The 22654-nt window shown below is 40.2% G+C and carries 22 protein-coding genes; 15 read left to right on the top strand and 7 right to left on the bottom strand.

The genetic code is table 11. The annotated features are described in order from the left end of the window. Nucleotides 1-88: 88 nt before the first annotated feature. The 9 genes from OM33_RS21930 to OM33_RS02100 all read left to right on the top strand — a co-directional run bounded on the left by OM33_RS21930 (nt 89) and on the right by OM33_RS02100 (nt 9857). Complete coding sequence (locus tag OM33_RS21930) at nt 89-730, top strand: MbnP family protein (protein ID WP_052140866.1); 642 nt, start codon at nt 89-91, stop codon at nt 728-730. A gap of 1 nt (nt 731) precedes the next feature. Continuing rightward, a complete protein-coding gene (locus OM33_RS02135) occupies nt 732-1841 on the top strand; it encodes a methanobactin export MATE transporter MbnM (protein ID WP_038638147.1) in 1110 nt (369 codons plus the stop codon). Between the two features lie 89 nt (nt 1842-1930). Further along, complete coding sequence (locus OM33_RS02130) at nt 1931-2977, top strand: proline racemase family protein (protein WP_038638143.1); 1047 nt, start codon at nt 1931-1933, stop codon at nt 2975-2977. Beyond that, complete coding sequence (locus OM33_RS02125; RefSeq protein WP_038638139.1) at nt 2974-4065, top strand: M24 family metallopeptidase; 1092 nt, start codon at nt 2974-2976, stop codon at nt 4063-4065. The genes OM33_RS02130 and OM33_RS02125 overlap by 4 nt, the downstream gene beginning before the upstream one ends. Nucleotides 4066-4076: 11 nt before the next feature. Next, entirely contained in the window at nt 4077-5018 is a 942-nt protein-coding gene (gene lhpI, locus OM33_RS02120) for a bifunctional Delta(1)-pyrroline-2-carboxylate/Delta(1)-piperideine-2-carboxylate reductase (RefSeq protein ID WP_038638138.1), read from the top strand. A 13-nt stretch (nt 5019-5031) separates the two neighbouring features. After that, the gene (locus tag OM33_RS02115) at nt 5032-5424 is read left to right on the top strand and encodes a hypothetical protein (RefSeq protein ID WP_038638135.1); all 393 of its coding nucleotides are present in this window, start codon (nt 5032-5034) and stop codon (nt 5422-5424) included. 101 nt (nt 5425-5525) lie between these two features. Then, nucleotides 5526-6251 (top strand): substrate-binding periplasmic protein, encoded by a 726-nt coding sequence (locus OM33_RS21925; protein ID WP_199922483.1) that lies wholly within the window; start codon nt 5526-5528, stop codon nt 6249-6251. A gap of 131 nt (nt 6252-6382) precedes the next feature. Further along, complete coding sequence (locus OM33_RS02105) at nt 6383-9130, top strand: metallophosphoesterase (protein ID WP_038638133.1); 2748 nt, start codon at nt 6383-6385, stop codon at nt 9128-9130. A gap of 112 nt (nt 9131-9242) precedes the next feature. Further along, nucleotides 9243-9857: a paraquat-inducible protein A gene (locus tag OM33_RS02100; protein WP_038638131.1), complete on the top strand. Its 615-nt coding sequence runs from the start codon at nt 9243-9245 to the stop codon at nt 9855-9857. On the opposite strand, the gene OM33_RS02095 is transcribed toward OM33_RS02100, so the two are convergent. Together OM33_RS02095 and OM33_RS02090 are read right to left on the bottom strand one after the other, a co-directional pair. After that, nucleotides 9854-10450, bottom strand: a complete 597-nt coding sequence (locus OM33_RS02095; RefSeq protein WP_038638128.1) for an FMN-binding negative transcriptional regulator — start codon at nt 10448-10450, stop codon at nt 9854-9856. The genes OM33_RS02100 and OM33_RS02095 overlap by 4 nt on opposite strands. A gap of 1 nt (nt 10451) precedes the next feature. After that, nucleotides 10452-11033, bottom strand: a complete 582-nt coding sequence (locus OM33_RS02090; RefSeq protein WP_038638125.1) for a GNAT family N-acetyltransferase — start codon at nt 11031-11033, stop codon at nt 10452-10454. A gap of 106 nt (nt 11034-11139) precedes the next feature. Between OM33_RS02090 and pdxR the strand changes: the two genes are divergently transcribed. Further along, entirely contained in the window at nt 11140-12603 is a 1464-nt protein-coding gene (gene pdxR, locus OM33_RS02085; RefSeq protein ID WP_038638122.1) for a MocR-like pyridoxine biosynthesis transcription factor PdxR, read from the top strand. Here the strand turns inward: pdxR and OM33_RS02080 are convergent. Then, nucleotides 12577-12975 carry a hypothetical protein gene (locus OM33_RS02080; protein ID WP_038638119.1) on the bottom strand — a complete coding sequence of 133 codons (399 nt, stop codon included), beginning with the start codon at nt 12973-12975 and terminating at the stop codon, nt 12577-12579. The two genes, pdxR and OM33_RS02080, sit on opposite strands and share 27 nt — an antisense overlap. Nucleotides 12976-13046: 71 nt before the next feature. Here OM33_RS02080 and OM33_RS02075 point away from each other — a divergent pair, with 71 nt between their 5' ends. Then, a complete protein-coding gene (locus OM33_RS02075; protein WP_038638116.1) occupies nt 13047-14084 on the top strand; it encodes a flavin-containing monooxygenase in 1038 nt (345 codons plus the stop codon). On the opposite strand, the gene OM33_RS21920 is transcribed toward OM33_RS02075, so the two are convergent. Together OM33_RS21920 and OM33_RS02065 are read right to left on the bottom strand one after the other, a co-directional pair. After that, entirely contained in the window at nt 14064-14813 is a 750-nt protein-coding gene (locus OM33_RS21920) for a helix-turn-helix domain-containing protein (protein ID WP_052140864.1), read from the bottom strand. The two genes, OM33_RS02075 and OM33_RS21920, sit on opposite strands and share 21 nt — an antisense overlap. After that, nucleotides 14810-16165, bottom strand: coding sequence for an MBL fold metallo-hydrolase RNA specificity domain-containing protein (locus tag OM33_RS02065; protein WP_038638113.1), 1356 nt, complete (start codon nt 16163-16165; stop codon nt 14810-14812). Before OM33_RS02065 ends, OM33_RS21920 begins: the two co-directional genes overlap by 4 nt. Before the next feature lie 165 nt (nt 16166-16330). Here OM33_RS02065 and OM33_RS02060 point away from each other — a divergent pair, with 165 nt between their 5' ends. Both OM33_RS02060 and OM33_RS02055 read left to right on the top strand, forming a co-directional pair. Continuing rightward, nucleotides 16331-16570, top strand: coding sequence for a hypothetical protein (locus OM33_RS02060; RefSeq protein ID WP_038638111.1), 240 nt, complete (start codon nt 16331-16333; stop codon nt 16568-16570). A gap of 422 nt (nt 16571-16992) precedes the next feature. Then, on the top strand, nt 16993-19902 hold the full coding sequence (locus OM33_RS02055) for a TonB-dependent receptor domain-containing protein (protein WP_407681045.1): 2910 nt from the start codon (nt 16993-16995) through the stop codon (nt 19900-19902). A gap of 64 nt (nt 19903-19966) precedes the next feature. Here the strand turns inward: OM33_RS02055 and OM33_RS02050 are convergent, their stop codons facing one another. After that, nucleotides 19967-20611, bottom strand: a complete 645-nt coding sequence (locus OM33_RS02050) for a DUF2959 domain-containing protein (protein WP_038638103.1) — start codon at nt 20609-20611, stop codon at nt 19967-19969. 76 nt (nt 20612-20687) lie between these two features. On the opposite strand from OM33_RS02050, the gene OM33_RS02045 reads away from it, so the two are divergent. Together OM33_RS02045 and dtd are read left to right on the top strand one after the other, a co-directional pair. Continuing rightward, complete coding sequence (locus OM33_RS02045) at nt 20688-21581, top strand: virulence factor BrkB family protein (RefSeq protein WP_038642906.1); 894 nt, start codon at nt 20688-20690, stop codon at nt 21579-21581. A gap of 1 nt (nt 21582) precedes the next feature. Next, nucleotides 21583-22020 (top strand): D-aminoacyl-tRNA deacylase, encoded by a 438-nt coding sequence (dtd, locus tag OM33_RS02040; protein WP_038638100.1) that lies wholly within the window; start codon nt 21583-21585, stop codon nt 22018-22020. Here dtd and OM33_RS02035 read toward each other — a convergent pair. Then, a complete protein-coding gene (locus tag OM33_RS02035; RefSeq protein WP_199922481.1) occupies nt 22009-22620 on the bottom strand; it encodes a methyltransferase domain-containing protein in 612 nt (203 codons plus the stop codon). The genes dtd and OM33_RS02035 overlap by 12 nt on opposite strands. Nucleotides 22621-22654 lie beyond the last annotated feature (34 nt).

Raw genomic sequence — 22654 nt, 5'->3', positions numbered from 1 at the left:
AACATCCTGTACCTGTTTATATTACAGTGTAACCAATCGATTAAGAGAGTAAACCATCTTGCTAAGGTCATTTTGTATACTTTTGTTAATGGGTTTTTTGTTTGCATGTCAAAAACCATCAACGACTAAAATTGAATTTGTTGTTAAACAATATGGTGTGCAACAGCCATGTGATGAGCGGCAAAATTTAATGTGGTTTGTCTCTGAGTTTCAATCAAATAGTGCCATCTCAATTAAGCCTAGTCATTTTTCATCAAACAGCGTTGCCTTAATTGGCGCAAATTGTGAGAAAAGTAGTTGGCAAGTAGAGCTTATGGATGATGCTTTAGATGGGGAAAGGCTATCATTTGCGATGGCGGTTCCGTTTAATGAAAATCACCTTAATCCGCTTACTGCGGCATCTCCACTTAACATCAGTGAAATGTTTTGGAGTTGGCAGTTAGGGCATAAGTTTTTCCGTTATGATGGCAAAAATGACTTCGCCTTTCACTTAGGCAGTACCGGCTGTAAAAGCGCATCGCGTTTACGGGCACCTTCTTCACCGTGTGCTTACCCAAATCGTTATCGGTTTGAACTAGCGCACTTCGATGCGCAAAAACCAATTGTTTTAGATTTAGATCGTTTATTTTCTGAGGTGGATCGTTCTCGTTCTTGTATGAGTGAACAAGCGAACGAGATTTGTCAGCAGTTGTTTAGCAACTTAACAACTATGATATTTTATCAGGAATAATATGCGTCGTTCTTTATTATTGTTTGCACTATTACTTGTGGGTTGTAGCGAGCCAAGTAAGCCATATAAATGGCAATTACCAGATGGTTTCCCTGAACCGCAAGTACCTTCAACGAATCCAATGAGCGATGCCAAAGTTGAACTTGGGCGACACTTATTTTACGACAAAAATTTGTCTGCCAATGGGTTGCAAAGTTGCGCGTCATGTCATCAGCAAGATAGAGCATTTGCCGAAATGATACCAACTTCAATTGGTTCGACAGGGGAGGTACATCACCGCAATGCGCAGGCACTAGTTAATGTTGCTTACAATAAAACACTGACCTGGGCTCACTCTGAAATGACGGAGTTGGAACAGCAAATTTTGCTCCCGCTATTTGGTGAAACACCGCTAGAAATGGGGGTGACAGGGCACGAAGAAGAGGTATTAGCACGCTTTAATACGCCAGAGTATAACGCATTATTTGAGCACGCTTTTGACACTGAAGATGCGAGTTTCGATCACATTGTTAAAGCGCTCGCCAGTTTTACCCGCAGTTTGATTTCGTTTCAAAGTCGTTTTGATCAATATGCCTACGCCATGCAGGATGACGCACTGACAGCAAGTGAAATACGCGGTATGGACCTGTTTTTCTCAGAGCGTTTAGAGTGCCACCATTGCCATGGTGGTTTTAACTTTACGCAATCAACGACCCATCAAAAGCAGCAATTAGATCGTCATCCGTTTCATAATACAGGACTTTATAATGTTGATGGCAAAGGGGCTTTTCCGCTAAGTGATCAAGGGTTATTTACTATCACAGAAACGCCACAGGATATGGGTAAGTTTAGAGCGCCAACATTGCGTAATATCGCCTTAACAGCCCCTTATATGCACGATGGTAGTTTACAAACGTTAGAGCAAGTAATTGATTTCTATGCCGATGCTGGCCGCAATATTACAACTGGCAAGCATCGCGGTGATGGTCGTGAAAACCCATATAAAAGTGCATTTATTAAAGGTTTTCAGTTAACTGAACAAGAAAAGCAAGACTTAGTGGCATTTCTACATACTTTAACTGACGAAAAGTTTATTAAAAACAAAGCATTTAGTAATCCTTTTAAGCAATAATCACTTACCCATGCAGGGCTTTATATTGATTTTAATATTTACAAGGGTATATTGTATGCAAATGTTGATTTCGATATAGAAAGCTAAATATGAACACAAATGCGTTTGCTAATTGGCAACCAAGCAAAGCAATGCAACAAATTACCACACTAGAAATGCACACAGGTGGTGAACCGTTACGCATTATTACATCGGGATTTCCTACTTTAAAAGGCGACACCATTTTAGCAAAACGTCAGGACTGTTTAGCTAATCATGATGATTTACGAAAAGGATTGATGTTTGAACCTCGCGGTCATGCAGATATGTATGGCGCATTGATTGTTGAACCCGAGCGCGATACCAGTGACTTGGGTGTGCTGTTTTTACATAACGAAGGCTACAGCACCATGTGCGGCCATGCCATTATTGCACTATCTAAAGCGGCAATTGAAGCGGGCGTGATAAACAAAAAAGAAGGCGTTAATCAAATTAATTTTGATGTGCCTTGTGGCCAAATTCGCTCATCGGTAACCGTTAATAATGGTGAAATTAGCGATATTCGTTTTTTAAATGTGCCTTCATTCTTAGCACTAAAAGCACAGCAAACCGAGGTTGAAGGTATAGGAACTGTGACTTTTGACTTAGCTTACGGCGGTGCGTTTTATGCCTATGTTGATGCGGATGCCATTGGTTTGTCGCTTAAACAAGATAACAGCAATCAAATTATTGATTGGGGTAAGCGTATTAAACAGGCGGTGATTGCCAGCACGGACATTAACCACCCTTTTGAAGCTGATTTAAGCTTTTTGTACGGCACTATTTTTGTTTCGCATACACAAATGGAACACCCAGATTCGCATAGCCGCAATGTGTGTATTTTTGCTGAAGGCGAGTTAGATCGCAGCCCAACAGGGTCTGGTGTAGCGGGGCGAGCAGCTATCCATTTTGCTAAAAACGAAATTGAAACACAGCAAGAAATAGTAATTGAAAGTATTTTAGGCTCACAGTTCAGCGTTAAGGTAGTTGATACACTAGAATATGGTGATTACCTGGCGGTGATCCCCGAAGTGAGCGGGAACGCTAATGTGGTGGGTAAAAACACCTTTTATTTTGACCCGAGCGATGCATTAAACACAGGATTTATTTTCCGATGAGTACCCCATTTTTATCACGCCAAGCAACGTTTCGCAATTTATTAACAAGTTTGCAGCTCGATAGCGCTTTGATTTTTGGCTACGAGAATATTCGCTATTTATCTGGTTTTAGCGGTCATGCCGCGTATTTAGTGATTAATCAAAATAGTGGTTATTTAGTCACTGACTACCGTTACGCAGAGCAAGCCACAAATGAAAGCCAAGGCTTTGAAGTCATTTGTCGCGATCGTGATAACGAAACCTTAGGTCATTGTTTTAATCGCCTTATCGACAAAAACGCTAAGTTAGGTTTTGAAGCTGATCATATTCATGTAGGGGCCTGGCAAGCGATAAATGCAGAGTTGTCAGTTGCACAATTAACACCAATACAAGGTGTTGTTGAACGAATGCGCTCAGTAAAAGATGATTGGGAAGTAAAGCAAATTGAGCTTGCAGCAGCGATTGCCGACCAAGCATTAAATGAAACCTTGCCTTACTTTAAAACCGGAGCCTGTGAGCGCGATATTGCACTTGAGCTTGAATATCGCATGCAAAAGCTCGGTTCAAACGGCATGAGCTTTGACACGATTTTGTTATTTGGCGAACGTACCTCTTTGCCACATGGTATGCCGGGTGATCGCAAACTCGCTGTTGGTGATTTTATTACCCTAGATTTTGGCGCAGTAATAAATGGTTATCGTTCTGATATGACGCGCAGTTATATTTATGGCGAAGCCAGTGAAAAACAACAATTGGTTTATCAAACTGTCGCAGATGCACAGGCTGCAGCTATGGCTGAAGTGGTTGCAGGTGCTGCTGCAACCAACGCTTTAAAAGCGAGTCATAGAGTTATTGAAAATGCGGGCTTTGCTGAGTATGCAGGCGAAGGATTAGGTCATGGCGTGGGGTTATTTTTGCATGAATTTCCAATTATAAAACCTAACTGTGATTACCAACTTGAAGTAGGTAATGTCATTACGATTGAACCGGGAATTTATATTCCAAACTTTGGTGGTGTGCGTTTAGAGGATGATATTTTGGTTTCTGAAAAAGGCTACAAGTTACTTACTCATGCGCCTAAGCAAATGATTTTACCTGAAAGACGTTAAGTGGATACGCCATGAAAATAATTGAAAAAGAACAGGTATTATCTAGCCTGTCGTTTGATGCCTTGATTAATGCACTTAACACTAGCTTTGCAGGCAACTTCTTAATGCCACAGCGACAAGTGTTTGAATTACAGCCGGGTGACCCTTCGCATAATGCATTTGCCGTTTTACCAGCGTGGGATGAAGAAGTGATTGGAGTGAAATCCTTTACTTATTTTCCGCAAAATGGCGAGGCGGGTTTTGAATCCCTATATTCAAAAATTATGTTGTTTGACCGAGCGCATGGTGTACCGCTTGCGCTGGTGGATGGCACCAGTGTGACGCTTTGGCGTACCGCTGCGGTTTCTGCACTTGCGGCATGTTATTTAGCACGTGAAGATGCTGAACATTTAGTGTTTTTTGGTAGCGGTAACCTTGCCAGTTACATGATTAAAGCGCATTTGTCAGTTCGCAGTTACCGTAAAGTGACCATTATTGGCCGCAATCGCGACAAAGTAGATAGCTTGATTAGCCAGTTACAAAGTGAATTTAATCATGTTGCCTTTGTTGTTGGGCAAGCTGATAAAGAGACGATTGCAAGTGCTTGCACAATTAGTTGTGCAACAGGCTCACCGGAGCCGTTATTTGATGGCAGCTGGGTTAGTGCTGGTACGCATATAGACCTAATCGGTAACCATCACAAACATTGCCGAGAGTGTGATACGCAAACGGTAGTACATAGTGAGGTTTTCGTGGATGGCCTAACAAACGTGTTAAATGAAGCGGGCGAGTTGTTAATTCCTATTGCTGAAGGAGCGTTTAGCCAACAGCAAATAAAAGGTGAATTAGCCGACTTATGTGCTAATCGCGTTTCAGGCAGGCAGCAACAAAGTAGCATTACGCTATTTAAATCGGTGGGCACGGCGCTTAGCGATCTTGTGGCTGCTAACCTTGTATATAAGCTGTCTCAATAAATTAGGTAGAAGCATGAAATTAGAGTTGTTATTAGTTGGCGGGTTAATATTACTCTGGGGCTTGGAGCCTTGGGTATATTATCTATTATGCCGTCAACGAAAGCGCTCTTGGCGTGCTTGTGCGATTGAAAAAGTAACGCTAGTTGGTTTACAAGATTTAGTGCCATTTTATAGCTTTAAAGATAAGCAAATGATGCTGCAATACTGCTTTGAACAAGAAAAGCACAGTGTGATTTTAGAGTATGATAAAAGTTGCTTAAGTGCGCTCAATGATAATCAAACAGTATATTTGTTTGTTGACCCAACCAATCCGGAAAAGGCATTTCTATACCGAATGCCTAATCGCATCATTGCTTATTTATTTCCATTACTTGGCTTTCTTTTATTTACGCTTGCTCTCACCTAAACTTATGGAAATGACTTCCTTTTACTTTTCATTAAATGCGACATTGGCGGCTAACACATAGTTTTGCTCTGCTTTTAACTTTATTGCTTTCAATTAAGCTGATGGCTGCCGAGCTTGAAATGGTGGTCACTGAACACTTTCCTCCGTACCAAGTAAAAGCAGGAGACAAGCTTGAAGGTGTAGCAGTAGAAGTTGTTAATGCCCTACTTGAACATGAAAAGATAAATACGCAACACATTATACTTCCTTGGTCGCGTGCCTATCATATTGCGACCCAGCAAAAAAATGTCATGATTTACTCTATTCGACGTACGCAAAAGCGTGAAAATGATTTCCTATGGGTTGGTCCAATCTTTCCTGCAAGTTCTATTCTACAAAGTAAAAGTGCACTGTACTTGTGGCAAATAAAATCGATTAAACAAAAGAAAGTCACGACAGACACTATGCGCAACCTGACGCTTGTTGTGGCTAGAGATGATTATCTGATGGATGAGATAGTCGCTAGGTATCAATGGCCTGCTGACAAAGTAATGCAAGTGCGTACCTGGCCTGAAGCAATTACTGCATTGAAAGAGCAACGTGTTGATGCCATTGTGCTGCAAAAAAATAATTTAATTGCGCTTAGCAAGCTATTGAACTTTGATATATCTGATTTTGATCCCGCGATTAATTTAGGGCAAGCCCCCTTACTTCATATCGCCCTCAGTAAAACATCCAACCCGAAATTGCTGTTGCGCTTACAAAAGGCCTTAGTTGGACTGCATAACTCAGATGAATTTATGAAAATAGAAAAAAAGTGGCTGCCTTCTTTTTCTGTTGAGAAATAAAGTAACTAAGTGTCATAAAATAAATTACTCGCGTTGCATTTATTTGGCTGTGATGTAATTTATTGCTTAATTGTTGATGAGTTAGTCATTAATAAATTTGATTGATGCGAATTAAAGCGTGAGGCGAAGAAGTGTTAAATAAAGGATTGTTACTTGCTTTCAGTGCAATGATGTTACTGGGCTGTGTTGGAGAGGGCGAAACAAGTAAATCAGTGAGTCAGGATGCAGTTGAATCGCCAGTACCTGTTGGCAGTGAAGGAGGAATTGTTCGCTTTGATAACACTGGTACGCTGAATGTTGAAACGGGAGCCTTACCTAATGGAACAACGCTCTCTGTTGAAGTTGTTGCTGCAAATGATTTTCCCGATGCAGAAAACTCACTCTCAAAAGTCTATTCAATTGCGCCAATCGAGACTGCATTATTCGATTCAGCCGAACTCAGTATTCCATTACCGAGTGACTATCAAGCTGAGCATCAATACGTTTTGGCGCGGCTTATTAATAACACTTGGGTACCAAACTTTAATTCTCGCATCGAAGGCAATTTTATAAACGCCGAAATATATCATTTAGGTATTTATGGTATTCGAAAGTTACCAAGTATTTCCTCGTTTAAGTCCATAGGCCCTGCGTGTGATACTTCCGCAGTTCAGCAAACAATTCGTTTTGTGCATGTCGCCGATTTGCACTCTCGATTTGGTTACAAAGAGCGCTTATACAGTCGTTTAAAGTCGCTGCATTTAACTTCTCTAGATGAAAATCCTTATACTGTTTTTACCAATGGTGGGGATGACTATGAGAAAGGCAATGTGGCAGAGCAGGTATCAATGGGACGAGCGTCATCACTGGCAACACAAGCGATGGAGTTTGATGTACGTGTTGTTGGAAATCATGATTACGCTTGGGGAGAAGATGAACTACTTGCGTATGCTCAAGATGAAACCGCATTGGTGCTTGCGTCAAATACCCAGTACGTAGGCGATAAAGCCCCAGGGTTTCCGACACATAAATTTGGCATCATCGATGTAGGTTGTGTCAAAGTCGGCTTTTTAGGTATGACATCAGGTCCATGGAATGAACTTGATAAAGAATACAAAGAACGTCCTCTGCCTGATTTTATTGATAACTTTGTGATGGATTATGAATTCACGGAGGTCGCAGAAGGACTAGTACGCTTTTATGGTGAACAAGTTGATTATCTGGTGATGGTCAGTCATTTAGGTTGGGTGGATGACCGTATTGCGCAAAATGTACCTGAGATTAATTTAATACTTGGTGGCCATAGTCATGATAAGCCGCAAATCCATATGTATAACGACAATAAATCGATTGTGATAGAGCCGGATATTTATGGCATGGGTGCAACCGTGATTGATATCGAATTTAATTTGTTTGATAAAACATCGCGCCCAGTACGTTTTGAAAATGACGAAATTCAAATTGATACCATGGATATTAATACATTCCATGAGCCACTCGATAAGAAAATTGCAGAGATCGTAAAAACCTATTTAGAAGATCCTGACTATAAAGTGGCGATTTCTGAGAATTACCCTGATCGCGATGGGATCGAAAAAGTCCTTGCTGATGCGCTGATATTTACTCATAAAGTAGATGCGGTCTTTTTAGGTGCATATGAATTGGATGACCCATTTAGTTTGTATCCTTGGCAAGCAGGTGGCGTAACGCAACAAGAGTTACATGATGCGTTTCCAGTTGAACGTCAGCCGTCGAATACCCTAGGTTTTAATGCTGTTTATTCGGTAGAGGTTTCGGGGGCAGAGCTAGAAGCCATGATAGGTCAGCAACCGCAGTGGCAATATTTTGGTGAACAGCCATTTAACGCAGAGAGTACTTACACTGTGGCACTTTATAAAGGTGCAGCCTTAAATCCAGCCTTGTTTTTTACAGATGTCAGTTTTGATAACACCACTGCCTTAAATGATAGCTGGCGAGTAATTGAAGAATACGGCCGTTATCGCACTAGCCAGTGCTTGCATTTGGATTCAGACACTCAATTAAATGCCTGTAAAGAAGACGAATTTATAACTGTTTGGCAGTTTGATAATAGCGAAGACCCATTTTTAGCGGATTATGGCCCATCAACCATGAAGTTATTTAATCCGGAAAATAAAAGTTATAGCGATGAGGTAATTTTCAAAAAAATTTCGCAACTTGATGAGCCTATTCCAACTCTTGCAGGTGGTGATGCAGGCGTCATGAAATTCCCTCGTTTTAAAATAAGTGAAGGATTAAAGGTGCGCCATAATGCAGATGCCAATGGCGATTTTACAAATGCCGGACTCGTCTCTGATTATTCATTAGTGGTGGATGTTTTATGGCCGAGTGCAAGTGTTGCTAAATATCGCCCGTTATTACAAACATCACTTAATTATGAAAGCGAAATAGAAGATGAAAAAAAGGCAGAAATTCGCTTTGAATCAATCGAAGGAGAGCGCACTACTGGCGGCGTTGGCTTTGATGGATTTTGTGGTGAAATGTTGCCAGACACTTGGTATAGAATCGCGCTGGTGTTTTATAGCGCTCCTTATGATGGCACCTTTAAGGTTTATATTAATGGGGAATTGGCCTGTGAAAAAACCGGCCGTAATATAACAGAGCGTTTTGCTTTGGCTGATGAATTCTTATTACTTACTGACGGCACTTGGGGGGCGCAACCAGGGTATTTAAATGCCGCACTATTTGCAGGCCGTACTTTAAGCGAAACTGAAATCAAAATGATGGGTGGACCATCCGCTAAAATGACGTTTTCACAGGAAAAAGCGGTTATTAGTGACACCATTTTACGCCATCAACAAAGTGCACCAGGAAGACCGTATAACCCATGGTTGGAACAACGTAATAAGTTTTTCAAATAATGTATAAGTGGCGTTATAAATCACATCGATTTATAACGCTTTTTAACAAATCTAATTAGCCGCACAAAGCATGATGCGTTAAAGTCGGGAAAATTTACTTTTAAGAAACGTTATGAAAGCAAAAATTAGCGCCGTTGTTTTATTGTTAGTGAGTATAGCTTTACTAATCCCTGGAGTAACGCAGCCAGTATTAACGCTGCAAGGCAATATTGATAAAGCGAAAATAGTAGACGTAGGAATTACTATGTTGGCCGAAGAAGGTGATGGCAACACACGAGGGATGCTTCGTATGTTCTCGGGGATGTTAGGCCTTGATAAGTTGGAAGGAGAAGTTGAGGCTTATCGCAAAACCCGCAGTATTGTTGGCACCATAGAGGAACTTGCTAATAATAAAAACCATGGAGTTGCTATTCTTGTTGCGTTATTTGCTGTGATCATTCCATTTTTAAAGCTGTTTATGCAATTAATATCAGTGCTGTTGCCCGCCAAAATCAAGTTGACACGCTTACTTAATACAGCGGCGTCTAAGCTCAGTAAATGGAGTATGACTGATGTATTCGTTATTGCGCTTATCGTTGCTTATTTAGCTGGTAATGCCGATGGGCAAATGGGTGATATGTTAAAAATGAAAGCCGAGCTAGGCATCGGCTTTTGGTTTTTTACTGCGTATTGTGTTGTCGCGATTGCCTCGTCACAGTTTGTTGAGCGTATTTATAAAGCCCGCTAATAAATCAAATCGGCAGAGTCTTTATCGCCGCGAGCATAAAGGCTCTGTTTTATTTCTTCCCGTGTTTCGCTAGCTTTATCCTGACTTAGTTTGAAATTACCAACGATTTCAGTAATTTCTATTCTAAACACCATTATGTATTTTAACGAATGAGACAGTTCATTCTCATCCACTTGAGAAAGTAGCCACTGCGTTGCCAGTTTATCTTCAAATTTCGCAACCGAATAAGCCATTATCTCGCGCTTTTGTGAGTGCTCAGATATAGGTTGTGCCGTGCCTTTTACTTCTAATTTGGCGTAATGCCATGTAGGTAAATAGACTTTTTCGGCATCATTCGGAGAGACATAACTGTCTGCACCGTTAAATAAACATTTTATATTTAAAGGCTGTTTCGCGAGTTGTTTTGCAAGCGGGTTATTGGCCGCCATGTGCCCTAGCAAGTGTTGCTTATTTTCATCAAGCACCAATGGAATGTGGCAAATCTCAATGTCGCCTTGCGTATTTTGATAAATCAAACTTGCTAATGGGGATTTTTCAATATGCGATAACAATCGAGAGTAGTCATTTTCAATATATTGGTTAGGTGGGTACATATTATAACTTTGCCTCTAACAACTGTTTTACATTTGGCCAAATTGTGTGGGTGATACTAAATATTGCGCTATTTCGGTAGCTACCGTCAATCAGCTTTCTATCTTGCCATGCAATGCCTTCAAATTGCGCGCCTAATCGGGCGATAGCATTGCGTGATTTCTGATTATTTTCATGGGTGCGTAGCTCTACACGGGCTGCACCAAGTTGTTCAAATGCATAGCGTAAAAGCAGATACTTTGCATGTGTATTGATATGACAACGCTGAAACTCGGGGGTAATAAACGTATGGCCAATCTCAAGCTTATCGTGATTAAAATCAAGGGCAAATAGTCGTGTGCTACCAACCAGTTGTTCAGTGCTTTTATCAATAATCACAAGCGGTAATTGCCTATCAGCTTGGTACTGCGCCGTTTCATTAAACCAATGTTCAAGCGTATCTTTATCTTTGCAGTAATTACTGAGCACATATTGCCAAATTTCTTGATGTTGACCCGCTTTTAATAAGTCATCTAAATGATGATATTGTAGCTGCTCTAAAACGACCTTATCCGTTTCAAATTGAGTTTGTGTTAGTGGTTGCATGGTGACCTCATTCCAATTTATGCATGTCTGAATAAGGTGTATTTAAAAACAATTCTGGTATAACTTTAACAACCAGTTTTTATAATTTAGCTAGACCAGAGTATCTATGCGTTTACTGACTATTTCAGTTAATTCAAAAGAAAAAAAATACTTAGCCATTGCCACAGGTATTCGCACGGCGATTATATCAGGACAACTAAAACCACAAGATAGATTACCTGCAAGTAGAGATTTAGCAGAACAGCTTAATGTGAATCGTCATACTATTATGGCTGCATGCGATGAATTAGTGGCGCAGGGATATTTAGAAAGTTTGCCTCGTATCGGTTATCAAGTGGTTTCTGTTTTACCGGTGGAAGGATCTGTACCAAATGAATTGACTGAAGCTCAGCAATTTAACTTAGAGCATTTATTTAAACCGCCAAGCGTTAGCTTATCAACTACAGATTTAAACGTTCATTTTAATTTTGCTGGTGGCTTGCCAGATATAACGCAGTTTCCAATGAAGGTGTTTAAAAGCCATTTAAATACTGCATTAAAACAGTTGGATCTCGATAGTTTGCATTACCAAGGCACGCTCGGTAATAGCAAACTACGTGAGCAAATTAAAAAGTACTTAATAAGAGCTCGTGGACTTTCGTCGAGCGAGATACTGGTGACAAATGGCTCACAAGAAGCATTATTTATTGTGGCGCAAGCGGTGTTACAAAGTGGCGATAATGTGGCGATTGAGCAGCTAAGCTATCCGCCAGCGTGTGCTGCACTTAGCTCAAATGGTGCAAATTTGATTACCATTGAACAAGATAAATTTGGCATAAACCCCGAGAGCTTAGAGCAAATTTTAGCGACTAGGAAAATCAAGCTTTTGTACTTAACGCCATTGCATCAATATCCAACAACAGTGACATTATCCCCGCAGCGTCGAAGTCAAATTTATCAATTAGCGCAAAAACATGATTTTTTAATTTTAGAAGATGACTACGATCACGAGTTTCACTATCGATGCTCACCTTTAGTACCAATGGCGGCAAATGATCCCGATGGGCGTGTTATTTATATTTCGACGTTCTCAAAAATTATGTTTGCAGGTGCGCGCTTGGGTTATGTTTCAGCACATGCAAAAGTGATTGAATACTTGGCCAATAGTAAAAAAATAATTAATCACAAAACTGAATGTGTACTTCAGCATGCAGTTGCTAATTGGATGAATGAAGGAGATTTTGAAAGGCATTTGCGTAAAATGACTCAGCTTTATTTAGCTCGAAGAGATCATCTGGTGCAGTTACTGCGCGATTATCAGTCTGCTGGTTATCCTATTTCCTTCGAGATTCCGGATGGTGGCATGGCCATTTGGCTTGGTTGTAAGCGAGAACTTGCAGGTTTTACAGCAATTGCAAAAAAACAAGGCATTTTTATACAATGCCAGCAAGATTTTAATGATAGCTATACGGCTTGCGACAGCCAAGGCTATCAGTACATAAGGTTGGGCTTTGCTAGTATGGATGATGAAACACGCATTCAGGCTATGCGTGCTTTAATCGAATTACTCTTCCCTAGTTTTCGCGTTTAGCCATTGAATAGCCTGTGTTTTGTTATCAAAGCATTGATGAGTTAATCCAGCCGCAGGGTAAACATGATCGCATACTTGCTGAGTCATTGACTTTGTTACACAACGCTCTAAGTTAACTGCGACGGCTTTTGCGCTCGATGCTTTCAGAAACTCAATATGCGCTGCCTGTGCATCGGGGGTGGGCAGGGCTTCACCATGAATGTTAAGTAATACATCAAAATCGGTAATTTGTTGTTTGCGCACCATATTGATTAATTGCTCATGTAAGTGAATAAAAAATTCCGAGTTCCATGGCCCTGTGGTGTTTATTTCCAGCGTTTTGCCTTGCCAATTCAGATTGACATCACCGTGCATTTTAAATTTTTCAAACATATAGCGTTTATATTCAATTTTTGAGTCCGTTGTACCTTTATTCTAGCTGAGAGTTATTGGTTGGAGAAGTTATGAAACAGGTAATTATTATAGGTGCGGGACATGCGGGTTTGGCGACGGCCTATTTATTAATGCAAAAAGGTTATCGCAAGGTGGTTATCTTAGAAGCCTCCGATAGAGTCGGTACCGCTTGGCGAACTCGTTATGAGGGCTTAACTCTCTTTACTTCCAAGCGATACAGTGCATTACCGGGCATGAAAATGTCGGGTCATGCTGACGATTACCCATCAAAACAGGAGTTTGTTGAATATCTTGAGCACTATGCCACAACATTTTCGTTGGATATTCGATTTAACAATAAGGTCATTGATGTGCAAAATGAACTTGATGGCTTTACGGTAAGCTGCAGTAATGGTGAAATTTACCTTAGTAAAATGCTGTTTGTATGTACTGGTGCATTTCAAATTCCTCATTCTTTTCAGCTTAGTCGTCATGCTTTTTATCACGGTAGAGTGTTTACGCCAGAATCGATTGCTGATCGTCATTTAACTTGTATAAACGAAAATTGGTTAGTGATTGGTGATGGTGCGAGTGGTCGCCAACTTGCCAAAATGTTAGCTGAAAAGAATCAGGTTGTATTATCAACAGGTAAACAGCGCAAGTTTTTACCACAGCGTTTATTTGGCAAAGATATTTTCTTTTGGCTTGATAAACTTGGTCTTACTTGGCTAAGTAAGCGTCGTTGGCTCGCGAAAAGAATACAAATGAAAGACCCTTTTCCCGCTGATGGTATTACAAATAATCAATTAGCAAAATTAGGCATTAAATTGCATGAACGCTTTGATTTGAATAATTTAAAGAGTAAATCGCAACTTCATCTTTATGGAAACGCGATTGATAAGGTAATTATCGCCACTGGCTATACCAATAACTTTTCGTGGCTTGAAGGGTGTTTATTCCGTCAAAATGTTGATAAACCAATATATGAACGAGCGAGAGAAATTCGCGGATTGTATCTACTGTCACAGCCTTGGCTGAGTTGCCGTGGCTCAGGATTAATTATGGGCATTGAGCATGATTTTAATCGATTAAACTTGCTCGAATGTTAGTTTTCCCTTTAGTTGTTTAGGTTGAATACCAAACAGTTTTTTACACTCACGACTTAGGTGCGCTGCATCGCTAAACCCTACTTCATGGGCAGCTTGTGTTAAATCATAGCCGCGTGCAAGTAGTGGCATTAAACGTTTAAAGCGTAAGTATCGCTGGTAACTTCTAAATGGCATACCAACTTGCTGAGCAAACAAATGGGATAAGCGACTTTGCGACAAGTTAACCATAGTTGCGAATTGGTTGAGGCTTTTTTCAGGGTTATCTAAGTTATTTAAATAGGTCAGTACGTTATCAATGCGAGAGTCCAACGCTGAAGTCAGGTGCTCGTGATGACACACAATGCTGTCGAATAACTCATAAAGAGCCTGAGCAACATCTCCTTTTTTAGCATTAAAGCATTGCCAGAGCTGGTGTGATTTGATGTGTTTTAGGCTGATATAACCTCTTTTATCAGAGTGCTGACACTGAATTAAGTGTGTCAACTGTTTGCCAAGCATACTAAAGTTATCAACTAGCAGCGTGATTACTGGAAAATCAGTTTGGATAGCATGCTCTACATTGCTTGCAATCATCAAGCAAGGAGTGCAAATCTCTGTTTGGCCAATGGTTACTTTAGCGCCAGGCTGAAATAAATTTATTTGGATAAATTGATGGTGATGATCGACAGCCATCAATTTTTCGTTAAGTATGACGTACACATTTTGGTGCACTAAAAAGCGCGTTTTCATAGTTTAACGCATTCCAAATACTCAGCTACTTTTGCATCAATACCCAATTGCTCTTTTATATGGCATCGCATTGCTTCGCATGCGCTGACTTCACCATGGTTAATATAAATTTGTTTTGGTAGCGACTTTGCTTGTTGCAGCCAATTAAGAATATCTTGATAGTCGCCATGGGCAGAAAGTGAATCTAAGTGCAAGATATTTGCTCTAACTTCGACATATTCACCGTGAATTTTTACTCTTTCAGCACCATTGACTAAAGCCTCACCTCGGGTACCAGCAGCTTGAAAACCTAAAAAAGCGACGGTGTGTTTATCATCTGGCAGTAAACTTTTTAGGTGATGCAATACGCGGCCGCCACTTGCCATGCCACTGGCAGAGACAATAATACAAGGTAAATGACGACTGTTGAGTAGCTCAGATTCCTCTTGGGTTTTAACAAACTCAGTCATATCGTCAATTGCTTGGCATTGCTCTTTTGTGAGTTTGTGATGTTTGTGCGCTTTTTCATAAAGATCGGTGACTTTAATAGCCATTGGACTATTGAGGTAAACGGGGACATTGGGAATGCGCTGCTCTTTTTTAAGTTCAGCGATTAAATGTAAAATTAACTGTGCGCGTCCTACTGCAAAAGAAGGCATTAGAAAAATACCCCCGCGTTTAAAGGTGTCATTGATGGCATCAGCAAGAATTTGCTTTGTATCGATTGCTACATGTCGTCTATCACCATAAGTTGCTTCTACTACCAGTAAATCACATGATGCAATCGCCTCTGGCGGATACATGATCGGATCATCTTGCCTGCCGACATCACCACTAAATACAAGTGTTTTACGTTGAGCATTCAATTCGATACTGGCTGCCCCTAAAATATGCCCATTTGGTTTTAATTTGATTTCAACATTCGGTAGTACCTCGACTAAGTGGTGGTAGTCGAGTGGTACAAACAGTGATAATGACTTCTTAGCATCATTTAAAGTGTAGAGAGGTTCTGCCGGGGAGTGCTTTGAAAACTTCTTTTTATTAGCATATTTAGCATCTTCTTCTTGTAAAAAACCTGCATCAGGTAAGAGTACTTCGCAGAGCTTTAGTGTGTCGTGAGAGCAAAAAATCGGTCCTTTAAAACCCTGCTTGTATAAAAGAGGTATATAGCCTGAGTGGTCAATATGTGCATGAGTTAAGAGCACTGCATCTAGTTGTGCTATGTCAAATGGTAGAGATTGCCAATTGCGAGTGCGGTAATTTTTTATGCCTTGATAAAGGCCGCAATCGATTAATATTTTCAGATTATCTATTTCAAGCAGGTGTTTTGAACCTGTCACTGTACTTGCTGCCCCGATAAATGTTAATTTCATGGCAAGCTCCATATTTAGTGTAATTTGCTCTATTTTAGTCAATCTTACTAATTCTGAATTGCTAGTAAGTTGTTGTTAAAAGCTAACATACTGAAAGTTATATTAAAATATATTTGGCATAGAGTTTGATTTAAATTAAATAAATTGGAAATTTGAGAGGTATTTATGGCAGAACAAGGATCTGCGGGTAATGTAATTGCCGCAATTTGTAATGTGTTTTTCCCTGGTCTTGGACAGCTTGTTCAAGGACGTATAGGTGCGGCATTGGTGTTTGCAATTGTTGTCTTTGGTGGTTATGCACTTTGGTTTTTAGTGGTGCCAGCGATTATTGGCGGCATTTTCCATTTGTGGGCAATCATCGATGCGGCGAAGTTTAAAAAAGTGGTTATTTATCGCGAATATTAACGTAAAGATAATTAATGTTCTCCAGCAAGGTTAGCTGCCGCTAATCTTGCAATTCAATCCGCTTAACAAATTATTTGTTGTATTTTGCTCAAAAATAAAACGATGTGGCAGGGCTAAGAGGCTCAGCCAATATTATTAAAAAGCCTGTTTGTAAATGACTGTAAATGAATTTTTGTTGCTGTAAATTTAGATTTACTCTTAAATTCATTTAACTGTATGTTTTTTATTGTTTTATTTTCACTTGTTTATATTTTCTTTAACTAGCCCTGTTTTATCAATTTAAAGTAGTTTGTCGATAAGCACTCACCTTTTGTAATTTTTGTGTTAAAACAATGACGTTAAAATTACATTTTGAAATAAATTGAAATATTTAGATGTGATTTAAACACATAACATTTAGAAAACTTCAGGGAAATCTCATTTTGAAAAACTTAAGCTTATTAGCAATTAGTGTTAAATCAGCACTTTTTGCAGGCGCTGTTGCTACAATGCCAGCAATGGCCCAAGAAGAAACAAACGCGGAAGGCGAAGTTGAGCGTATTCAAGTAACTGGTTCTCGTATTGCGCGTCCAGAACTTTCTCAACCAACGCCAATCATTTCAATCGGTCAAGAAGAAATCGCTAAATCTGGTTTACCAGACTTAGGTAGTGTTCTAGCGGACCTTCCAGCAGTTGGTGCAACAAACACACTTGTTGGTAACAACGATAGCAACTCAGCTGCGGGCCTTTCATCTGCTGACTTACGTCGTTTAGGTGCTTCTCGTACGCTAGTACTAGTTGACGGTAAACGCCACGTAGCTGGTGCACCAGGTTCAGCTCAGGTTGACTTAAACGCGATCCCTTCTGCACTTATTCAAACTATCGAAATCATCACTGGTGGTGCTTCAGCAATCTACGGTTCTGACGCTGTTTCTGGTGTAATTAACGTTATTTTACGTAAAGATTACGAAGGTCTTGAGTTTAACGCTCAATACGGTAACTCTACAGAAGGCGTAGGTACTGAAAACTATTCTTTCGGTATCGTAGCTGGTGCTGATATGGCTGATGGCCGTGGTAACGTTACATTCTTTGCTGAGCAAAGTAACGTTGCAGAAGTAATGGCTAATGACCTTCGTCAAACAAGTGCTTGGGGTACTGTAACAAACCCTGAAGATACTGGTGAAGATGATGGTATTGCTGACCGTTTAACTGTACCAAATGTAATGTCAGAGCGTATTAGCCGAAACGGTGTTATCAACCCATTCGGTTCTGCTGGCAGCATCTGGACATTCAACAACGCAGGCGTTGCAGAATTAATGCCTGAGCGTGATATGACGAACAGCTTTGCATTTGGTAGCTTCCCAGATGGTTGTGCTTACTGTTTCAGCACGCAAGATTACGAAAACGTTTACCCAGCAGTAGCTAAGACAACAGTTGGCTCAACGTTTAACTTTGATTTATCTGACAATGTAAATCTATACAGCGATTTCAAATACGTTCGTTCAGACATTCAACAGCAATTCCAACCTTCTTTCCGCTTTGGTAACGTTTCTATCAACGTAGAAGAGAATGCTTTCTTAGACAACAACCTACGTCAATCTCTACTTGATGATGGTGTAACGTCAGTACGTTTCTCTAAGTTCTTTGATGAACTAGGTAACCGTAGCGCTGACAACCGTCGTGAATTATTCCGTTTTGTTACGGGTACACAAGGTTTCTTCACTCTAAGTGAAACAGACTTTGACTTCGACGTTTATTACTCATACGGTCGTACGGATAACATCCGTAAGACACTAAATGACTTAATCCCAGATAACTTTGTTGCTGCACTAGATTCAGTAATTGACCCAGAGACTGGTAAAGCTGCATGTCGTAGCCAAGTTGCTAGCGCTCAAGGTGAAGGTTATGAAGATCCTGCAAGCGTAAATGGCGCAGACTGTGTTGCTTACAACCCATTTGGTTTAGGTAATGCATCAGCTGAAGCGCGTGACTGGGTTTCTGCAGACGTAACTCGTACAGATAAAATCACTCAGCAATTTGTTGGTGGTTCATTAGCATTTGACACTGCTGAATTCTTCAGCCTACCAGGTGGTGCTGTTGGTATTGCAACAGGTTTTGAATACCGTGAAGAATCATCAGAAACTGTAACTGATGAATTTGCAAAAGCTGGTTTCCTTACAACTGCTGCAACACCTGATTCATACGGTGAGTACGATGTAACTGAAGGTTTCGTAGAAGTTAGCTTACCAATTTTAGCGGGTGTATTCCTTGCTGAAGAACTAACTCTTGATGCTGCATACCGTTATGCTGATTACTCGCACGCGGGTAGCACTGATGCATGGAAAGTTGGTTTAATGTGGGCACCACTTGAAGAACTTCGTGTTCGTGGTACATACGGTCAAGCGGTACGTGCTCCAAACATCACTGAAGCATTCTCGCCACAATCTCCAGGTTTTGCTCGTGTGAGCGATCCATGTGATGCGGACAACATTGGTGATGATGCAGATCGTGCGTCAAACTGTGCTGCAATCGGCATGCCTCCTGGCTTTGAAGCGAACGATAACGTGTCTGTTGACCTAATCAGTGGTGGTAACCCTAACCTGATGCCAGAAGAGTCAACTTCACTAACAGCAGGTTTTGTATGGACTCCTGAGTACATTGAAAACTTCTCTGCAACAGTTGACTACTACGATATTGAAATTGAAGATGCAATTTCATTCATCGCTGCGCAAAGTGTTGCTGATAACTGTGTTGATGCGACTGGCGGTCCAGACTTAAACTTCTGTGGTCAAGTAGACCGTGACCCTGAAACATTCGATATTACACTAGTTCGCTCTGGTTACTTAAACGCAGCAGCACTAACAACTCGTGGTATCGAAGCACAGTTCAACTGGGCTCCAAACTTCAATATCGACGGTAACTTAAAGTTCAACCTACTAGTTAACCACCTAATGGAACTAGAAGATTTTGAATTCCAAAACCGTCCTGACGAAGTAAACGTTGAAGATGGTGAGCTAGGTGATCCATCATGGCAGGGTCGTTTCTCAGCAGATTACGCTCTAAATGACTGGAAAGTAACGTGGACAACTCGTTTTGTTGATCGCTCAGCACGTATTGACCTTTCTCCAGAGGGTGATACGCCTGAAGATCTGAACCCAGCATACGTTGGTTCAATCATTACTCACGACATCTCAGGTACTTATAACATTACTGATAATGCTTATATCGATGTAGGTATTCGTAACTTAACTGATAAGTTACCGCCAGCTTATATCTCAGCGAGTGGTTCTAACGAATCAATCTACGATGCTGTAGGCCGTCGTATCTTCACTAACTTTAAAGTACGTTTCTAATTGAAATATATTTATTAAAGTTAAAGAAAAGGCCGCAATAGCGGCCTTTTTGTTTTATTAATCGTTACTTATTCATTTGCTCGATAAACTGATTTGAATCGGCAATTGATTTATTCATTTCGCTCATTAAGGTTTGAATGTCTCGCTTTAAGCTTGAAAATTCGCCTTTAATAGCGGCAATAGCTTGTGCATTAAGATTGTGTTTTAGGTATAAAACGTTGTCATTTAATGCTGTTAATACTGGTTCCATTTTACTTTCAGAGCGACGCATTGAACGTAATAATTGTTCGAATTGGCGTTTTGTCGCGGACAACTTTTTCTGACTATCGCGTTTTAGTTTAGCATTTGAGTATTGCGCTAATTCATCTTCCCACTCGTCAAACAATGCTTCTGCGACATCTTCGACCGCATTAATTTTGTTCGATACATCTTCGGCTGATTGTTTACTTGCTTGGTAATCATCATTGAGCTGGTCATAAACTTTTTGTAGCTCACCACCATCAAAGTTAATTAAGCTAGTTAAGCGTTCGTAAGCTGATTGGAATTCTTCCTGAGACTCTTGTTGTGACTCTTTTGCTTCTTCTACTCTGTCAATAAGAATGTCGCGTTTGTGTACACCTACGCTTTCCATTGCTGAGTAATAAGCCGTTTGGCAGCCTGAAAGTGTGAGCAAACTGGTTGTCGCGACTGCTAAAAGTATTTTTTTCATAGTATGTCCAATTCTCTTTATGCTTCCTATTATCTTGTTATTATATGGCAATATTTTTTTATTAGTAGCACTTAATATGCAGAACAAAATCGACTATGCACAGATGTTTCAGCACTTAGGTAATGGAGTGAGCTACATTGGCTTTTGGGTAAAAGGTTACATTAAGCGTTGTTTAGATGACCAAATAACCGTTAACGCAGGTTATTTAGCGTATGTGACGTTATTGTCTTTGGTGCCAATGTTGGCAGTGGTGTTTGCGATATTTTCAGCATTCCCTGTATTTCAGGAATTTCGTGCCACCATTGAAAATTTTATCTTTAATAACTTTGTGCCAACCTCATCAGAAACAATTAAAGAACATATCGGCGCCTTTACAGGAAATGCAAACAAAATGACCGCTATGGGCATCGGCTTTTTAATTGTTGTGGCATTGTTTCTAATTCGCAATGTAGACGCTACGCTTAATCGTATTTGGCGCACTCAGAAAAAACGCCCTGTTGTTATTTCATTTGCGGTGTATTGGATGGTATTAACACTTGGCCCAGTGTTGTTGGGGGCTAGTTTAGGTGTGACATCTTATATTGTTAGCTTGGCAACTTATGCTGATGAAGGGATCCCGGGTTTTAGTGGCTTTTTATTGGGGCTTTTGCCTTATGTCATTTCAACCGCTGGATTTATGCTGATTTACACCATAGTGCCTAATATCCGTGTGCCGATAAAGGCGTCTTTACCAGGCGCTATGTTTGCGGCTTTACTGTTTGAATTAAGTAAAAAAGGTTTTGCTGCTTATGTTAGTAACTTTCCATCTTACGAAGTCATTTACGGCGCTTTAGCAACCATTCCTATTTTATTTGTATGGGTTTATCTTTCGTGGATTGTTGTTTTATTGGGTGCTGAGTTTACTGTGTCACTTCAGCATACTTTTGGCAAACAAAATCGCCCGTTAGTTGTTAATGAAGAGGAAGCGTAATATGCAAGGTTTAATTCAACGGGTTAGTGAAGCCAAAGTGGTCGTTGAAGGTGAGGTTGTCGGAGAAATAGGTCAAGGTATTTTATTATTACTTGGTGTCGAAAAGGGCGATGATCAACATAAAGCCGATAGATTACTGCACAAAGTATCTGGATACCGAATTTTTTCAGATGATGAAGGTAAAATGAATTTGAGCCTAAAGGGTATTGATGGTGAGCTATTAGTTGTATCACAATTTACTTTAGCAGCAGATACCAAAAAAGGCATGCGCCCAAGCTTTTCATCTGCCGCAGTACCAGCATTAGGTGAAGAGCTTTATGAGTACTTTGTCAAGCAGGCTAAAGCAAGTTTGAATACAGTGCAAACAGGGCAATTTGGTGCTGATATGAAAGTGCATTTAGTTAATGATGGGCCCGTGACATTTCGCTTAGAAGTGTAAGTGAACTATTTTGTTATTGTAATTTTCAATGGGGTAAATCGCGATGTTTACCTCAAAAACCTTATGCAGCACTTCGTGTAATTGGTTAAGTTGTTGCTTGCTTTCACAAATAAAATTTATAAATAAATGACGATTGTTTGAGTTTTCAAACATGGCCTTTATTTTCTCGTAAAAGTCAGATTGAAAGAGGAAAATAGGGCAATCTTGTTGACTGAATAAGTCGAGCACTATCCAATCGAATTTTTGCGTCATTTCAAGTTTAGTAATATCTGCGTTGATAATATTTTGCCCATTTTCTTTGGCAAAATATTGTTGATAGAGTGCGATTACTTCCGAGCTTTTTTCGATAGTAGTAACACCACATTGAGGAAATTTGTTGGCAATGAAGTTTCGAATCACTCCGCCGCCAAGGCCAACTTCCAATACACTTTTAGGCTCGTTTGTTTTCTTCCATAGCGCAGCAAGCTGTTGTAAATGAGGTAGTAAAAAATACTCGGGATGCTCCACATTACAAATCGATTGCAAAGTATTGTTTATGAGTAACCAACGTAGGTTATTTAGTTGCCTTACAGTACACGTGCCAAGAGATGTTTTTTGCAAGCAGACAAGGTTTCCTAGTGTATCGGCGTGATTT

The organism is Pseudoalteromonas piratica (assembly GCF_000788395.1).
GTDB classification, from domain to species: domain Bacteria; phylum Pseudomonadota; class Gammaproteobacteria; order Enterobacterales; family Alteromonadaceae; genus Pseudoalteromonas; species Pseudoalteromonas piratica.
The sequence above is the reverse complement of the archived record's forward strand: the minus strand, read 5'-3'. Positions and strand labels throughout refer to the sequence as shown.

What these genes read in the sequence shown, in the direction of transcription:
- OM33_RS21930 (WP_052140866.1), top strand. Translation starts at nt 89, where the DNA reads ATGGGTTTTTTGTTTGCATGTCAAAAACCATCAACGACTAAAATTGAA.
- OM33_RS02135 (WP_038638147.1), top strand. Translation starts at nt 732, where the DNA reads ATGCGTCGTTCTTTATTATTGTTTGCACTATTACTTGTGGGTTGTAGC.
- OM33_RS02130 (WP_038638143.1), top strand. Translation starts at nt 1,931, where the DNA reads ATGAACACAAATGCGTTTGCTAATTGGCAACCAAGCAAAGCAATGCAA.
- OM33_RS02125 (WP_038638139.1), top strand. Translation starts at nt 2,974, where the DNA reads ATGAGTACCCCATTTTTATCACGCCAAGCAACGTTTCGCAATTTATTA.
- lhpI (WP_038638138.1), top strand. Translation starts at nt 4,077, where the DNA reads ATGAAAATAATTGAAAAAGAACAGGTATTATCTAGCCTGTCGTTTGAT.
- OM33_RS02115 (WP_038638135.1), top strand. Translation starts at nt 5,032, where the DNA reads ATGAAATTAGAGTTGTTATTAGTTGGCGGGTTAATATTACTCTGGGGC.
- OM33_RS21925 (WP_199922483.1), top strand. Translation starts at nt 5,526, where the DNA reads ATGGCTGCCGAGCTTGAAATGGTGGTCACTGAACACTTTCCTCCGTAC.
- OM33_RS02100 (WP_038638131.1), top strand. Translation starts at nt 9,243, where the DNA reads ATGAAAGCAAAAATTAGCGCCGTTGTTTTATTGTTAGTGAGTATAGCT.
- OM33_RS02095 (WP_038638128.1), bottom strand. Translation starts at nt 10,450, where the DNA reads ATGTACCCACCTAACCAATATATTGAAAATGACTACTCTCGATTGTTA.
- OM33_RS02090 (WP_038638125.1), bottom strand. Translation starts at nt 11,033, where the DNA reads ATGCAACCACTAACACAAACTCAATTTGAAACGGATAAGGTCGTTTTA.
- pdxR (WP_038638122.1), top strand. Translation starts at nt 11,140, where the DNA reads ATGCGTTTACTGACTATTTCAGTTAATTCAAAAGAAAAAAAATACTTA.
- OM33_RS02080 (WP_038638119.1), bottom strand. Translation starts at nt 12,975, where the DNA reads ATGTTTGAAAAATTTAAAATGCACGGTGATGTCAATCTGAATTGGCAA.
- OM33_RS02075 (WP_038638116.1), top strand. Translation starts at nt 13,047, where the DNA reads ATGAAACAGGTAATTATTATAGGTGCGGGACATGCGGGTTTGGCGACG.
- OM33_RS21920 (WP_052140864.1), bottom strand. Translation starts at nt 14,813, where the DNA reads ATGAAAACGCGCTTTTTAGTGCACCAAAATGTGTACGTCATACTTAAC.
- OM33_RS02065 (WP_038638113.1), bottom strand. Translation starts at nt 16,165, where the DNA reads ATGAAATTAACATTTATCGGGGCAGCAAGTACAGTGACAGGTTCAAAA.
- OM33_RS02060 (WP_038638111.1), top strand. Translation starts at nt 16,331, where the DNA reads ATGGCAGAACAAGGATCTGCGGGTAATGTAATTGCCGCAATTTGTAAT.
- OM33_RS02050 (WP_038638103.1), bottom strand. Translation starts at nt 20,611, where the DNA reads ATGAAAAAAATACTTTTAGCAGTCGCGACAACCAGTTTGCTCACACTT.
- OM33_RS02045 (WP_038642906.1), top strand. Translation starts at nt 20,688, where the DNA reads ATGCAGAACAAAATCGACTATGCACAGATGTTTCAGCACTTAGGTAAT.
- dtd (WP_038638100.1), top strand. Translation starts at nt 21,583, where the DNA reads ATGCAAGGTTTAATTCAACGGGTTAGTGAAGCCAAAGTGGTCGTTGAA.